The sequence below is a fragment of the Streptomyces albiflavescens genome, from assembly GCF_014645835.1.
Taxonomy (GTDB): domain Bacteria; phylum Actinomycetota; class Actinomycetes; order Streptomycetales; family Streptomycetaceae; genus Streptomyces; species Streptomyces albiflavescens.
In genome coordinates, this window is the sequence record NZ_BMMM01000020.1 from 66,148 (window position 1) to 80,471 (window position 14,324).

At 70.4% G+C, this 14,324-nt stretch carries 14 protein-coding genes; 5 read left to right on the top strand and 9 right to left on the bottom strand.

Annotation, left to right across the window (positions count from 1 at the left end; all coding sequences use genetic code 11):
- Positions 1-13: 13 nt before the first annotated feature.
- The 6 genes from narI to IEY95_RS39585 form a co-directional block, all read right to left on the bottom strand.
- Positions 14-736, bottom strand: coding sequence for a respiratory nitrate reductase subunit gamma (gene narI, locus IEY95_RS39560; protein ID WP_189191073.1), 723 nt, complete (start codon positions 734-736; stop codon positions 14-16).
- A complete protein-coding gene (gene narJ / locus IEY95_RS39565; protein WP_189191074.1) occupies positions 733-1,332 on the bottom strand; it encodes a nitrate reductase molybdenum cofactor assembly chaperone in 600 nt (199 codons plus the stop codon). The genes narI and narJ overlap by 4 nt, the downstream gene beginning before the upstream one ends.
- Entirely contained in the window at positions 1,329-2,921 is a 1,593-nt protein-coding gene (gene narH / locus IEY95_RS39570) for a nitrate reductase subunit beta (RefSeq protein WP_189191075.1), read from the bottom strand. The genes narJ and narH overlap by 4 nt, the downstream gene beginning before the upstream one ends.
- Complete coding sequence (locus tag IEY95_RS39575; protein WP_189191076.1) at positions 2,921-6,616, bottom strand: nitrate reductase subunit alpha; 3,696 nt, start codon at positions 6,614-6,616, stop codon at positions 2,921-2,923. The genes narH and IEY95_RS39575 overlap by 1 nt, the downstream gene beginning before the upstream one ends.
- A gap of 136 nt (positions 6,617-6,752) precedes the next feature.
- Positions 6,753-7,568 (bottom strand): SAM-dependent methyltransferase, encoded by an 816-nt coding sequence (locus IEY95_RS39580; RefSeq protein ID WP_189191077.1) that lies wholly within the window; start codon positions 7,566-7,568, stop codon positions 6,753-6,755.
- A gap of 57 nt (positions 7,569-7,625) precedes the next feature.
- Positions 7,626-8,489 carry a Sco1979 family transcriptional regulator gene (locus tag IEY95_RS39585; protein ID WP_189191078.1) on the bottom strand — a complete coding sequence of 288 codons (864 nt, stop codon included), beginning with the start codon at positions 8,487-8,489 and terminating at the stop codon, positions 7,626-7,628.
- Positions 8,490-8,704: 215 nt separating this feature from the next.
- Between IEY95_RS39585 and IEY95_RS39590 the strand changes: the two genes are divergently transcribed.
- Positions 8,705-9,121, top strand: coding sequence for a hypothetical protein (locus tag IEY95_RS39590; RefSeq protein WP_189191079.1), 417 nt, complete (start codon positions 8,705-8,707; stop codon positions 9,119-9,121).
- A gap of 16 nt (positions 9,122-9,137) precedes the next feature.
- Here the strand turns inward: IEY95_RS39590 and IEY95_RS39595 are convergent, their stop codons facing one another.
- Positions 9,138-9,968: a helix-turn-helix domain-containing protein gene (locus tag IEY95_RS39595; RefSeq protein WP_189191080.1), complete on the bottom strand. Its 831-nt coding sequence runs from the start codon at positions 9,966-9,968 to the stop codon at positions 9,138-9,140.
- A 27-nt stretch (positions 9,969-9,995) separates the two neighbouring features.
- Between IEY95_RS39595 and IEY95_RS39600 the strand changes: the two genes are divergently transcribed.
- The 3 genes from IEY95_RS39600 to IEY95_RS39610 all read left to right on the top strand — a co-directional run bounded on the left by IEY95_RS39600 (position 9,996) and on the right by IEY95_RS39610 (position 12,335).
- Positions 9,996-11,066 (top strand): ADP-ribosylglycohydrolase family protein, encoded by a 1,071-nt coding sequence (locus IEY95_RS39600; RefSeq protein ID WP_189191081.1) that lies wholly within the window; start codon positions 9,996-9,998, stop codon positions 11,064-11,066.
- A 229-nt stretch (positions 11,067-11,295) separates the two neighbouring features.
- Entirely contained in the window at positions 11,296-11,601 is a 306-nt protein-coding gene (locus tag IEY95_RS39605) for a 4a-hydroxytetrahydrobiopterin dehydratase (protein ID WP_189191082.1), read from the top strand.
- Positions 11,602-11,606: 5 nt separating this feature from the next.
- Positions 11,607-12,335, top strand: a complete 729-nt coding sequence (locus IEY95_RS39610; RefSeq protein WP_189191083.1) for a class I SAM-dependent methyltransferase — start codon at positions 11,607-11,609, stop codon at positions 12,333-12,335.
- Here IEY95_RS39610 and IEY95_RS39615 read toward each other — a convergent pair.
- Both IEY95_RS39615 and IEY95_RS39620 read right to left on the bottom strand, forming a co-directional pair.
- A complete protein-coding gene (locus tag IEY95_RS39615) occupies positions 12,310-12,780 on the bottom strand; it encodes a hypothetical protein (protein WP_189191084.1) in 471 nt (156 codons plus the stop codon). The two genes, IEY95_RS39610 and IEY95_RS39615, sit on opposite strands and share 26 nt — an antisense overlap.
- Positions 12,777-13,256, bottom strand: coding sequence for a hypothetical protein (locus IEY95_RS39620; RefSeq protein ID WP_189191085.1), 480 nt, complete (start codon positions 13,254-13,256; stop codon positions 12,777-12,779). Before IEY95_RS39620 ends, IEY95_RS39615 begins: the two co-directional genes overlap by 4 nt.
- A 62-nt stretch (positions 13,257-13,318) precedes the next feature.
- On the opposite strand from IEY95_RS39620, the gene IEY95_RS39625 reads away from it, so the two are divergent.
- On the top strand, positions 13,319-14,266 hold the full coding sequence (locus tag IEY95_RS39625; RefSeq protein ID WP_189191086.1) for a helix-turn-helix transcriptional regulator: 948 nt from the start codon (positions 13,319-13,321) through the stop codon (positions 14,264-14,266).
- The last annotated feature ends 58 nt before the right edge of the window (positions 14,267-14,324 follow it).

A 14,324-nucleotide genomic window follows, 5' to 3' on the forward strand; every position in this document is an offset into this window, starting at 1 on the left:
CAAGGGTCAGGTCCTAGGCATCCGTCTTCTCCCAGCCCGGCCGTGCGGGCCGCGGCCCGAGCTGCCTCGGGTCGCGGCTGCGGTACACCACGTACGGGCGGAACAGGTACTGCACCGGCGCACTGAACATATGGACGAGCCGGGTGTAGGGAACGAGCGCGATCAGCGCCATCCCGATCACCGCGTGCACCTGGTACAGCACCGGCACGCCCTGCATCAGCTCCGTCCTGGGCCGGAGCGTGAACAGGCTGCGGGCCCAGGGCGCGATCGTCTGCCGGTAGTTGTAGCCGTCGCCGGAGGCGTGTGTGAGCTTGGCGATCATGCCCAGCACGATCGCGCCGAGCAGCACGACGTACATCAGCTTGTCGTTGACGGTCGTCGCGCGGAACACCGGCGAGTTCGTCCGTCTGCGGTAGATCAGCAGCAGGATGCCGAGCACGGTGAGGGCTCCGGCCGCCGTGCCGCCGTACAGAGAGAACAGGTGGTACGTGCGCTCGCGGATCCCGAGGGACTCGGTCCAGGACTCGGGGACGAACAGGCCGATCAGATGTCCGACGAGCACGAACAGGATGCCGTAGTGGAAGGCGGGTGAGGCGATGTTCAGCAGCTTCGACTCGTACACCTGCGACGAGCGCGTGGTCCAGCCGAACTTGTCGTAGCGATGGCGCCAGACGAGCCCCGCGATCAGCAGCGCGAAGGCGATGTACGGCAGGGCGCCCCAGAGGAAGGTCGTCATGAGCGTTCTCCGATGGCGGCGATGGGTTCGAGGCCGATGGCGCCGAAGGGTTCGAGCCCGACCTCTTCGCGGGGAGGACCGGAGCGCGCCAGCGCCAGCGCCTCGGCGCGGTCCTTCGGAGACGGGCCCGGCAGCGTCGAGCACACCGCTGCCAAGACACTCGCGTACGGCGTGCCGAAGTCGGTGAGCGCGAGCCGCAGCAACTCCAGGCCGCCGCGGTACTCGTCGAGGAGACCCCGATGGCCCGTCCGCGCCGCGAACTCCAGCACCACGGGCAGGAAGTCGGGCAACTCCTCGCCGGTGAACTCCAGCCCGTGCTCCCGGTACACCTCCTTGAAGCGCACCAGCGACATCCCGCGCCGACGGGTGTCACCGTCGCGCCACCAGCTCAGATAGAGGCTGTGCCGGTTCTTGAAGTCGAAGACCTGGACATAGTGGGCGGCGAGATCCTGAGGGGGCCCTGCGGCCGCGTGATCGAGGAACTCCCCGAGTTCCGCGGCGGCTCGACGCAGCAGCGGCAACCGCTCGTGGAACTCCTCGTCCGGATACGAGAGGCAGTACGCGGCGGCCTGATACAGCACGGCATGCTCGCTCACGTGTCCTCCCGGTCCGCGGTCTGCCGCTTGCGCAGGGCGTGGAAGCTCTCCACCGACACCAGCGGGAGCTGCTTGCGGCCCGAGTCCTGGCCGAACGGTCCGTCGCCGCCCATGCCCGGCCCGCCGTCGTAGTCGAGGCTGCATCCGTCGGGCAGCGCCGACTCCTCCAGACGCCTGGCGTCTCCGACGGCGGCGGTCGGAATGACATACCTGTCCTCGTACTTGGCGATCGCCAGCAGCCGGTACATCTCCTCGATCTCCGCGCTCTCCATACCGACGGACGAGGCGATCGACGTGTCGGGCGGCTCACCGAGGTTGATGGCCCGCATGTGGGACCGCATGGCGGCGAGCCTGCCGAGCGAGGCGCGGACCGGCCCGACGTCACCGGCGGTGAAGATCTCGGCCAGGTATTCGAGCGGGATGCGGAGTGTGTCGATCGCTCCGAAGAGGTTGTCCAGGTCCTCGCCGTCGTGCCCGGTCTCGGTCAGCGCGTCGACCACGGGGGACAGCGGCGGGATGTACCAGACCATCGGCATCGTGCGGTACTCCGGATGCAGGGGCAGCGCCACCCGGTACTTGCCGACCAGCGCGTGCACAGGGGAGCGGCGGGCCGCCTCCATCCAGTCGTACGGGATCCCGGCCTCCTCGGCGGCGCGCTGCACGACGGGGTCCTCGGGGTCGAGGAAGATGCCCAACTGGGCTTCGTACAAGTCCTGTTCACTCGGCGTGGACGCAGCCGCGGTCACCTTGTCGGCGTCGTAGAGGATCACCCCGAGATAGCGCAGCCGTCCCACGCACGTCTCGGAGCAGACGGTCGGGAGGCCGACCTCGACGCGGGGATAGCAGAACGTGCACTTCTCGGCCTTGCCGGTGCGGTGGTTGAAGTACACCTTCTTGTACGGGCATCCGGTCACACACATCCGCCAGCCCCGGCACCGGTCCTGGTCGACCAGGACGATGCCGTCCTCGGCGCGCTTGTACATCGCGCCGGACGGACACGACGCCACGCACGACGGGTTCAGACAGTGCTCGCAGATGCGCGGCAGATAGAACATGAAGGTCTGTTCGAAGGCGAACTTCACCTTCTCGGCGGCCTGCCGGCGCACCCGTTGGACCATGGGGTCCTGGTCGCCGTGTTCCGGAGCGCCCGCCAGGCTGTCGTCCCAGTTCGAGGACCACTCGATCTTCATCGGCTTGCCGGTGAGCTGCGAGACGGGCCGCGCCACCGGGAAGTCGTCGCCGAGCGGGGCGTCGGTGAGGTTCTTGTAGTCGTACGTCCAGGGCTCGTAGTAGTCCTTGATCTCCGGGAGTCTGGGGTTGGAGAAGATTCCGGCGAGCTTCCTGAACCGTCCGCCGCCCTTCAGCTTCAGCGCACCCCGCTTGTTGAGCTCCCAGCCGCCGCGCCACTTGTCCTGGTCCTCGTAGCGGCGCGGATAGCCCTGCCCGGGCCGGGTCTCGACATTGTTGAACCAGACGTACTCCATACCGTCCCGGTTGGTCCACGCCTGCTTGCAGGTGACCGAACAGGTGTGACAGCCGATGCACTTGTCGAGGTTCATGACCATGGCGATCTGGGCCATCGGGCGCATCAGTACTCGACCTCCTGACTGCGGCGGCGGATAACCGTCACCTCGTCGCGCTGGTTGCCTGTCGGGCCCAGGTAGTTGAAGGCCCACGACAACTGGGCGTAGCCGCCGATGAGATGGGACGGCTTGAGGATCAGCCGGGTCAGGGAGTTGTGGATGCCGCCGCGCTTGCCGGTGGTCTCCGTCTTCGGGACGTTCACCGTGCGCTCCTGGGCGTGGTGCATATAGACCGTGCCCTCGGGCATCCGGTGCGAGACGACGGCCCGCGCGACGACCACGCCGTTACGGTTGACGGCCTCGATCCAGTCGTTGTCCTTCACGCCGATCGCGTCCGCGTCCTGCGGTGACATCCAGATGTTCTGGCCGCCACGGGAGAGCGAGAGCATGAACAGGTTGTCCTGGTACTCGGAGTGGATGGACCACTTGTTGTGCGGCGTGAGATAGCGGACCGTCACTTCCCGTTGTCCGTCGGGGCCGAGTCGTGGTTCCCCGAAAAGGCGGTTCATGTCCAGGGGTGGTCGGTAGACGGGCAGCGCCTCACCCAGTTCGTGGATCCAGTCGTGGTCGAGGAAGAAGTGCTGGCGCCCGGTGAGGGTGTGCCAGGGCTTGAGATGCTCGGTGTTGAGGGTGAACGCCGTGTAGCGACGGCCGCCCGACTCACTCCCCGACCACTCCGGCGAGGTGATCACCGGGACCGGCGCGGCCTGCGTGTCCGCGTACGTGACCCGCTTGCCCTCGTGCTCGGCGGCCAGGTGTGCCATCTCCTGGCCGGTACGGGCCTCCAGCGCGTGGAAGCCCTGCGTGGCCAGCCGCCCGTTGGTCGTCCCGGACAGCGCGAGGATCGTGTTCGCGGCCTTCACGGCGGTGTCGAGCGCCGGGCGCCCGTCGGCGGGTCCGCCGCGCACGACACCGTTCAGCTCCTTGAGGTGCTCGACCTCCTTGTCCGGCCTGAGCGCGATCCCCTTGGCGGGCAGGCCCAGTTTCTCCACCAGTGGCCCGAGCGCCGCGAACTTCGCCCCGATCGCCGTGTAGTCGCGCTCCACCACCGCCAGGTTCGGCAGCGTCTTTCCGGGCACCGGATCGCACTCACCCCGCTTCCAGTCCCGTACGACCCCGCCCGGCTGGGCGGTCTCGCCGGGAGTGTCGTGCTGGAGCGCGGTGGCGACGAGGTCCTTGCGCACGCCGAGGTGGTCGACGGCGAGTTCGCTCAGCCGCTCGGCCAGCGCCTTGAACGTGTCGAAGTCGGTGCGGGCCTGCCACGGAGGGTTCACCGCCGGGGAGAAGGAGTGGACATAGGGATGCATGTCCGTGCTCGACAGGTCGTGCTTCTCGTACCAGGTCGCGGCGGGCAGGACGACGTCGGACAGAAGGGTGGACGAGGTCTGCCGGAAGTCCAGCGAGAGGAGCAGATCGAGCTTGCCCTCGGGGGCCTCCTCGCGCCAGGTCACATCCCTCGGCCGCACGGCGGGCTCCGCCTCCTCGGCCCGCAGCGACGAGTGGGTGCCCAGCAGATGCCTGGTGAAGTACTCGGCGCCCTTGGCCGAGGAGCCGAGCAGGTTGGCGCGCCAAAGGGTCAGCACGCGCGGCCAGTTCTCCGGCGCGTCCGGATCCTCGCAGGCGAACTTCAAGGTGCCTGACCGGAGTTCGGCCACGACCTTCGCCACCGGATCGCCGAAGACCTCACCCAGCTCCAGCGGATTGCGGTCGAACGTCGGATACGACGGCATCCACCCCGAACGCGCTGACAGCGCGAGGCAGTCCGCGCCCGTCATGCCCGCGAAGCGGCCCTCGCCGAGCGGTGAGGCGAGCACATCGGCCGCGAACCGGTCGTAGCGCCACTGGTCGGTGTGGAGGAACCAGTACGCGGTGCCGATCATCTGCCGCGGCGGCCTGCTCCAGTCGGCGGCGCCCGCGAGCGTGGCCCAGCCGGTGAACGGGCGGCACTTCTCCTGGCCGACGTAGTGCGCCCAGCCGCCCCCGTTGCGGCCCTGGCAGCCAGTGAGCTGGAGCAGCGCGAGGAAGGCCCGGTAGATGGTCTCGGAGTGGAACCAGTGGTTGGTCCCGGCGCCCATCAGGATCATGCAGCGGCCTCGCGACCGCTCCGCCGTCCGCGCGAACTCCCTGGCGATTTGCACGCACTTGGCCGCCCGGACGGAGGTGTGCTCCTGCTGCCAGGCGGGCGTCCCGGGCTGCCCCGCGTCCTCGTACGAGGAGGGCCAGCTGCCCGGAAGTCCCTCGCGACCCACCCCGTACTGCGCGAGCAGCAGATCGAAGACCGTGGTGACGAGCGGACCGCCCGGCCCCCCGAGCTGAGTCGCCGGAACACCGCGGTGTACGACGTCGCCGCGGCCCTGGCCGTGCTCGCCGCCCTCGGTGTCGAAGCGCGGGAGGAGCACCTCGACACCGCCCGCGGCGTCAAGTCCGTTCAGGCTCAACCGCGGTTCGACGGCGCCCAGTTCGAGATTCCACCGGCCCTTTCCGGACTCGGTCCAGCGGAAGCCGAGCGAGCCGTTCGGCACGACGGCCCGTCCGCTCACGGAGTCCAGGACCACCGTCTTCCAGGCGGCGCCCTCGCCGGTCTGACCCAGATCGGCGGCGCGCAGGAACTTGGCCGGGACGTACGCGCCGTCCTTCTCCGTCAGGGTGACCAGGAACGGCAGATCGGTGAACTTCCGTACGTAGTCGGCGAAGAAGGGCGTCTCGCGGTCGACGAAGAACTCCTTCAGGATCACATGTCCCATCGCGAGGGCGAGCGCGCCGTCCGTGCCGGGGTGCGGGTGCAGCCACTCGTCGCCGAACTTGGCGTTGTCCGCGTAGTCGGGGGCGACGACCACGACCTTCTGGCCGCGATAACGGGCCTCGGCCATCCAGTGCGCGTCCGGGGTGCGGGTCACCGGGACGTTCGAGCCCCACATCATCAGATACGCGGCGTCCCACCAGTCGCCCGACTCCGGCACGTCGGTCTGGTCGCCGAAGACCTGGGGGGAGGCGACGGGGAGGTCGGCGTACCAGTCGTAGAAGGAGAGCATCGGCGCGCCGATGAGACCCATGAAGCGGGCGCCAGCGGCGTGCGACACCATCGACATCGCGGGAATGGGGGAGAACCCGGCGATGCGGTCGGGGCCGTACGTCTTGATGGTGTGCACATGCGCGGCGGCGACGAGCTCGACCGCCTCGTTCCAGGTGGCGCGCACCAGGCCGCCCTTGCCGCGGGCCCGCTGGTAGCGGCGACGGCGCTCCGGGTCGGCCTGGATGTCCGCCCAGGCCAGCACGGGGTCCCGCAGTCGGCCTTTCGCCTCCCGGTACATCTCCAGCAGGACGCCCCGGACGTACGGGTAGCGCACGCGGGTCGGCGAGTACGTGTACCAGGAGAATGCGGCGCCCCGAGGGCAGCCGCGCGGCTCGTACTCGGGGCGGTCGGGGCCCACCGACGGGTAGTCCGTCCCCTGGGTCTCCCAGGTGATGATGCCGTCCTTGACGTACACCTTCCAGCGGCAGGAGCCGGTGCAGTTCACGCCGTGCGTGGAGTTCACGACCTTGTCGTGGCTCCAGCGGTCCCGGTAGAACGAGTCCCCCTCGCGGCCTCCCGTCAGCCGGACGCTGTGCAGGTCGGGCGCGACCGTGCCGGGCCGGAAGAACTTCCCGGCGCGCAGCAGCGCGGCGCCCGGTTCCGCGGGCGGTCCCTGCGTGTCGGTCACGTGCGCTCCCTCACTCGCCCCGTGGTTTCGAACCTAGGGGCGAGTGCGGGAGCGCACCTGTTCACGGCACCCGTACGGGTCAGGACGTGCCCGTACGAGGCAGGACCCGGCGTAGAGGCAGGACCCGGCGTAGAGGTCAGGCCTTGATCGCGACCCCCGCGTACACCGGGACGGCGCCCTCCGCCTGTGCCGCCACGTCCTCCGGCTCCGGCTGCCACTCGGAGACCGCGACCACGCCGGGCTCCTGGAGCTCCAGGCCGTCGAAGAACCGCGAGAACTCGGCGCGCGTGCGGGGGAAGAAAGGCGTGCCGCTCTGGCGGAAGAGCCCCGCGGCCTTCTCGACACCCTCGGGGCTGATGTCGGAGGTGACCTGGGACAGCACCAGCCGGCTGCCGGGGGCGAGTACCTCGACGTACCCCTTGAGCAGGCCGTACACGTCGTCGCCGTCGGCCGCGTCGCCCAGGTAGTGGGTGAGCGCGATCAGCGACAGCGCGACCGGCTGTGCGAGGTCCAGGAACTCGCCGGCCAGGCGCAGGATCGTCTCCGGGTCACGGACGTCGGCGTGCACATAGTCGGTGGTGCCCTCGGCGGAGCCGTGCAGCAGGGCCTCGGCGTGCCGCAGGACGATCGGGTCGTTGTCCGCGTACACGACCTTGGACTCCGGCGCGACCTGCTGGGCCACCTGATGCAGGTTGGGCTGGGTGGGGATGCCCGTGCCGATGTCCAGGAACTGGCGTATCCCGGTCCGGGCGGCGGCGCGGGTCGCCCGGTGCATGAACCGGCGGTTGGCGCGCGCCCCGCGCACCACGGTGTCGTCCGCGGCGAGGATCCTGCGGGCCAGCTCCTCGTCCACCGGGTAGTTGTCCTTGCCGCCCAGCCACCAGTCGTACACGCGGGCGGGATGGGGCCGACTGGTGTCGACACGGGTGGGCGCGGATTCACTGCCGGTCATACGGGTGCTCCTCAAGGTGCTCAATGGGTTCGGATGGCGTTTCGTCCGGGTGGCACATCAGAAGTTCTCGCGGAACTCCCGCAGGATCTTCTTGGTGCGCTGGACGGAGGCCGCGTGGGCGGACATGTGGTCGAGGACCTCCAGGTGCGTGGCCACCTCGGCGCGGGAGTCGAGGTAGAGGGCACCGGTCACGTACTCGCTGTAGACCATGTCCGGCAGCTCCGGCTCCGCGAAGCGGAAGAGCGCGAAGGACGTGTACGTGCCCGGGTGCGGGCCCTTCGCGTACTCGGCGACCTGGAGCGTGATGTGATCGCTCTCGATCGCCTGCAGGAGCCGGTCGATCTGGTCGCGCATGACCGAGGAATGGATGCTCACGGGCCGGCGCAGCGCCGTCTCGTCCATGATCACCCAGAGGTGCGGCGGATTCTCCCGGGTGAGCAGCCGCTGCCGGTTCATGCGCAGCGCCACATGCCGCTCGATGGCCTCGGGACCCGTCTGCCCGACCGTCCCGGCCTCCAGTACGGCCCGCGCGTAGTCCTCGGTCTGCAGCAGCCCGGGCATGAAGTGCGGCTCGTACGAGCGGATGATCCGGGCGGCGCCCTCCAGGCTGACATGCATGCTGAACCAGTCCGGCAGCACATCGTGGAACCGCTGCCACCACCCTGGCTGGTTCGCGTCCTCGGCCAGCGAGACGAAGGCGCCCACCTCGTCGTCGGCCACGCCGTACGTCGTCAACAGCACCTGTACGTAAGGGATCTTGAGGGCGACCTCGGCCATCTCCATCCGCCGCACGGTCGCCGGGGCAACCCGCAGCACACGGGCCGCCTCCTCCCGCTTGAGCCCCGCGGCCTCCCGCAACTCCTGCAACCGCCGCCCCAGCACCACCTGCCCCACGGTGGGCGCAGCCCGCCGCTCACTCACGCCACGCCTCCCCACGCGCCGAAGTACCCGAGCAGTGTGTCATGTCCCCCCAGAACCCTCACCGGATCTGCCGAGCCGCCATTACCCCGGACGTAATCGACGCCCGCCCGCCCGCCCGGCATGGTGGTCGTACTGGATCCCGGGCCGGCGCACTCCGGCCTGGGGCCCAGGTCTCCCATCTGCTGGAATCCGACCTCGACGGAGGGTGATCCGCCATGTCCGCAACCCAGTTCGCCGTACCGGGCCCTACGACCGGACCGCGCGCCGCGCTGCGCCGCTTCCTTGTGCTGGACGCGCTGGTCACCGGCGCGAACGCGGTCGCCTACCTCGCCGTGTCCGGTCCGCTCGGGCGGCTGCTCGGAGTCGGCTCCGGGCTGCTGCTCGAACTCGGCCTGGTGCTCGCGGTGTACGCCGCCGGGGTCGGCCTGCTCGCCTCGCGGCGGGAGCCCCGGGCATGGGCCGTGCGGACCGTGATCGAGACCAACCTCGCCTGGACCGTGCTCAGTTTCGTGGCCCTGGCGCTGTGGCTGTCGCCGAGCACCGCGGGCGTGGTGTGGGTGCCGCTGCAGGCGCTGACCGTGGCGGGTTTCGCGGCGCTCCAGTACGGGGCGCTGAGGGCCTGCAATCAGTAGGCAAGTTGCCTGGCTGTCAGGAGATGTGTGTCTGAAGGAACTTGACCGTCGCCGGGTCCGCCGGGAGGAACGTCTCGATGGCCAGCTCGGCGACCGTCACGTCCATCGGGGTGTTGAAGGTCGAGATGGACGAGATGAACGACAGCACCCGGCCTTCGTGCTCGATCTGCATCGGGAGCGCGAAGTAGGGGACAGGATCAATGGGTTCGTCCTCCTCGTCCGGGTCCGGGACCGGATACGCCGCCACCTCCTCGTACAGGGCACGCAGCGGCTCGGAGCGGCGCAGGGCGATCTGGCGGTCCATCTGGGCGAGCAGATGGTCGCGCCAGGCGCGCAGGTTGCGGATGCGCGGCGCCAGACCCTCCGGGTGGAGAGTGAGACGCATCGCGTTCAGCGGCGGCATGAGCAGGGACTCCGGGACGCCGTCCAGGAGCATGATGATGCCCCGGTTCGCGGCGAGGACGTTGTACGTGGCGTCGACCACCAGCGCCGGATACGGCTCGTAGCCCTGGATCAGCCGCTCCATGCCCTCGCGCAGGGCGTCCATCGACGGGTCGTCGAGCGGGGTCTCCGGGTAGTGCGGCGCATAGCCGGCCGCGAGCAGGAGCGCGTTGCGATCCCGGACGGGGATGTCGAGATGTTCGGCGAGCCGCAGCACCATCTCCTCGCTGGGGCGGGAGCGGCCCGTCTCGATGAAGCTGATGTGCCGGGCCGAGGAACCCGCCCGCAGCGCCAGCTCCAACTGGCTCACCCGCCGCTGTTCGCGCCAGCCGCGCAAGAGCGGGCCGATGCCCTTGTCGGTGGGGGCAGTTGGGGGCGCCGCGGCTCGGGACGGGACAATGGTCATACAAGGACCGTAGTCGAGGAGTCGTGCGTGAACGAGCCGGGGAATCTGTCCTGGGAGGCCGAGGCGGTCTACCGGGCGCGGGTGCGGGGCTGTCTGCTGGGCGGGGCGGTCGGGGACGCCCTCGGCTATGCCATCGAGTTCGACTCGCTGGAGCGGATCCGCGCCGCGTACGGGCCCGCGGGCGTGACGGGGCTCGTACCCGACGGCGACGGCGTCGTGGGCCGGGTCAGCGACGACACACAGATGACGCTCTTCACCGTGGAGGGGCTCCAGCAGGCCCACACGCGGGCCCGGCTCAAGGGGATCGGCGGTGCGTCGACCGCGCTGGTCCGGCAGGCGTACGAGCGGTGGCTGGACACGCAGCACAAGGCCGGACCCGACGCGACGGCGACCGGTGGGCTCGCCGCGCAGGCCTGGCTGTACGCGCGTCGCGCCCCCGGCAACGCGTGCCTGTCCGGGCTCGCGCAGCATCACGTCCCCGACCCGTGGGGTGAGCTCGGTCGGCCCGGGCCCGTCAACCCGGAGTCCAAGGGGTGCGGCACGGTGATGCGCTCGGCGCCGTTCGGGCTCATGGCGCGCACCCCGGTCCGGCACGCGTTCGAGATGGCCGCGCGGTGCGCCCAGATCACCCATGGGCACCCCACGGGGTACTACGCCGCCGGGGCGCTGGCCGCGATCGTCGGGCATCTGGTCGCGGGGGAGTCCCTTGAGGGCGCCGTCCTGCGCACGCTGCGGCTGCTCGCCCACCATCCTGGGCACGAGGAGACCACGGCCGCCCTGAACCGCGCCCTCGACCTCGCGGCTCTCGGCGCTCCGAGTGCCGAGAAGGTCGAGTCCCTCGGCGCCGGCTGGATCGCCGAGGAGGCCCTGGCCATCGGCGTCTACGCCGCCCTCGCCGGCGACAAGGTCACTGACGCCCTCCTCCTCTCCGTCAACCACTCCGGCGACAGCGACTCCACCGGCTCCCTCTGCGGCAACCTCCTCGGCGCCCGGTACGGCGACCACAGCCTCCCGCAGGAGTGGCTGGAGCGGATCGAGGGGCGCCCGCAGATCGCCGCCCTCGCGGACGACTTCGCGACGGAGTGCGTACGGCGGTGAGGCGGGGTGTCATTCACCCCCGCCGCCCCTGAAGGGGCGCGGCCCCCAGGCGCGATGGGGGTCCCCCTGCTCGAGCGAAGTCGAGAGCTTGGGGGAGGGTAGGGGCGGAGGGCGAGAACGAACCCTCCGTGTGCCGGCGCCTGGCGTGTGCGGCGCCGGCGGCGAGGGACTGTGGGACGCTGAGGCAGAGTCTCACCCGCACCCCCCGTCGGACGAAAGGAACGTGGTCATGGCCGTCGAGCCGTTGTCGCAGAAGGAGATCGAGGAGCGGCTGGCGGAGCTGCCGGGCTGGTCGGTGGACGGCGACCGACTCGCCCGTTCCTACCGGCTCGGCTCACACTTCGCGGCGACCGCGATGGTCGTGCACATCGCCCAGGTGCAGGAGGAGCTGAACCATCACTCCGACCTCACGCTCGGCTACAACACCGTCTCCCTCACGGTGAACACGCACAGCGTCGGCGGCGCCGTCACCGAACTCGACTTCGCTCTCGCCCGCAGGGTGGAGGACCTCGCCCCGGGACACGGGGCACACTGACCCACGTGCTGGACTACGACAAGGAAGCGGACGAGTACGACGCGACGCGGGGCGGCGAGCCCCGGGCCGCCGCGGCCGCCGACGCCGTGTGCGGCCTCCTCCCCGAGAGCACGCGCAGCCTGCTCGACGTCGCATGCGGCACCGGCATCGTGACGCGCCGCCTCGCCGCCGGACGTCCGGGGCTGAGGGTGACGGGCGCGGACGCCGCGCACGGCATGACGCGGAGGGCGGCCGCACGCCTCCCGGGTGCCGTAGTCCTCGCAGACTCCCGTCAACTCCCCTTCGCCGACGGCTCGTTCGATGCCGTGTCCGTCGTCTGGCTGCTGCATCTGCTGGACGACGCGGCGCCCGTCGTCGCCGAGGCCGCGCGCGTCCTGCGCCCCGGCGGCGTTCTCGTCACCACCGTCGACAAGGTCGCCGCTCACCACGTGGGCAGCGACATCGACGCGCTCGCCGCGCCCTACCGCACGGAGCGCGCCACGGACGAGGCCGAACTCGTCACGGCGTACGCCGCCGAGCACGGCCTGCTCCCGAGCGGTACGGCCCGGTTCCGGGGCCACGGTCAGGGACGGATCCCGCGCCGCCTGGCCCGCTATGTCCGCGACGGCGAGATCTACGGGGCCGGCGGCACCGCGCTCGCCGAGCGCATCGAGGCGCTGCCGGACCCGGACCGGCCGCGGGCGGACCCCGAGTTCACCCTCCGCGCCTTCACGAAGCCGGCGTCCTCCGCGTGAACTCCATGACCCAGTTGGTCACCCATGTCTTCTCCCCGTCCACGGAGAACGCCTGCTCCCAGCGCGCCCTGGTCGCCGAGATGCCCGACCACAGGAACCGCACCCGCACGTCCTTCCCGTCGTGCGTGTCGTCCCCGTAGAACTCGCCCCGGCCGTCCGCGAATCGACCGATCACCGGCGGGAACAGCTTGCCGCCGCGGCTGGAGGACCAGTTCAGGGACCACTCCCGCGCGGCGGGGTCGAAGAGCCGCAGGGTGAGCCCCTTCCAGCCCTGACTCGGCACGTCGATCTCGTCGACGTTCGCGGCCCCGTCGAACAGGCTCCAGCAGCGGTTGACGGCCGGGAACTCCTCCCAGTCGCTCTCCGCGTTCAGGAAGTCGGTACGGCGCCGGTTGAGGACGTCCCACTCGCCGTGGAAGAAGTCGAAGTCGTGCGCGGCGCTCATGAGCGGTCTCCCGTCGTGCCCTCGGGAAGCGAGTCCGCGAGGTAGGCGTCGAGGTCGGGGACGTCGGGTGCGAGCATGTGCCGCACCCAGGCGTCGCGTTCGTGCAGGATCGGCGGCAGTTCCCAGACACAGCCGATCCACGGCAGGTCGGGAGTGATGAAGTGCGTCGGGTCCCGGTCCGGGCAGCCCAGCACCGGCTGGCCCGCCGACGCGCCCCGGAAGTGCAGGACGTTGTCCCACACCCAGCTGTACGCGTTGAGGTACGCGCCGTCGTCGCCGCCCCGGTGCAGGACGACGAAGGTCGCGGGCGGCGTGCCGTCCGGCTCCGGAAGCAGCTTCGGGAGCATCGCGTACGCCGCCTGCTCCACCTCGGGGGCGATGCCCGTCGGATCGGCGGTGACGTGGTAGCGCTTGATCCGCCGTCCCGCCACCTCGATGGGCGGCGGCACGGTCAGCAGTTTTTCCGAGAAGGCCATGTGAGGAAGCTAGGCCCGCTTCACTGACACCTTCTGTCAGTGAAGTCTGGGATTCTGGAGCGGTGAAATCAGCGCGGCTCGTCTCGATCCTCCTGCTCCTCCAGACCCGCGGCCGGATGACCGCCGCCCAGCTCGCCCAGGAGCTCGATGTCTCGGTGCGCACGGTCTACCGGGACGTCGAGGCACTGAGCGCGGCCGGCGTCCCGTTGTACGGCGACGCCGGCCACGCGGGCGGCTACCAGCTTCTCGACGGCTACCGCACCCGCCTCACCGGCCTCACCACCGACGAGGCCGAGGCCCTCTTCCTCGCGGGCGTCCCCGGCCCCGCCGCCGAGCTCGGCCTAGGCTCGGTCCTCGCCGCGGCCCAGCTGAAGGTGCGCGCCGCCCTCCCGCGCGAGCTGCGCGAGCACGCCGACCGGATCAGCGGCCGCTTCCACCTGGACGCGCCCGGCTGGTACGCGGACGCCGACGAGACCCCCTACCTCCCCGCCGTCGCCGACGCCGTCTGGAACAGCCGTGTCCTGCACATCCGCTACCGCCGCTGGCGCGAGCCCACCGATGTGGAGCGTCGACTGGAGCCGTACGGCCTCGTCCTGAAGGCGGGCCGCTGGTACGTGGTGGCGGGTCCGGGTCCGCGGACGTTCCGCGTCGACCAGATCCTGGAACTCGTCACGTCCGAGGAGGAGTTCACGCGCCCGGAGGACTTCGACCTCGCCGGGTACTGGTCCGCGTACCAGAGGGACTTCCATGAGCGACTGCACCGCGCGGAGGCGGTCGTTCGACTCGCCCCGGGTATCCGGCTGAGCGGCCTGGCGGCGGACGCGGTGGCGGCCCATGGCCGAACCGGCACAGACGGCTGGACGCGCGCCACCGTCCCCATCGAGTCCGTGGAACACGCCCACCACGACTTCCTCCGCCTCGGTACGGGCATCGAGGTGCTCGAACCGGCAGAGCTGCGGGAGCGGATCGCGCAGACGGTGACCGCGCTGGCGCGCACGTACGCGGGATAGCGAGCGCTTTCCGAAGGGCGGCAACTCCCTTGTCCGCAGCGGCAACTGAGGGAACAGA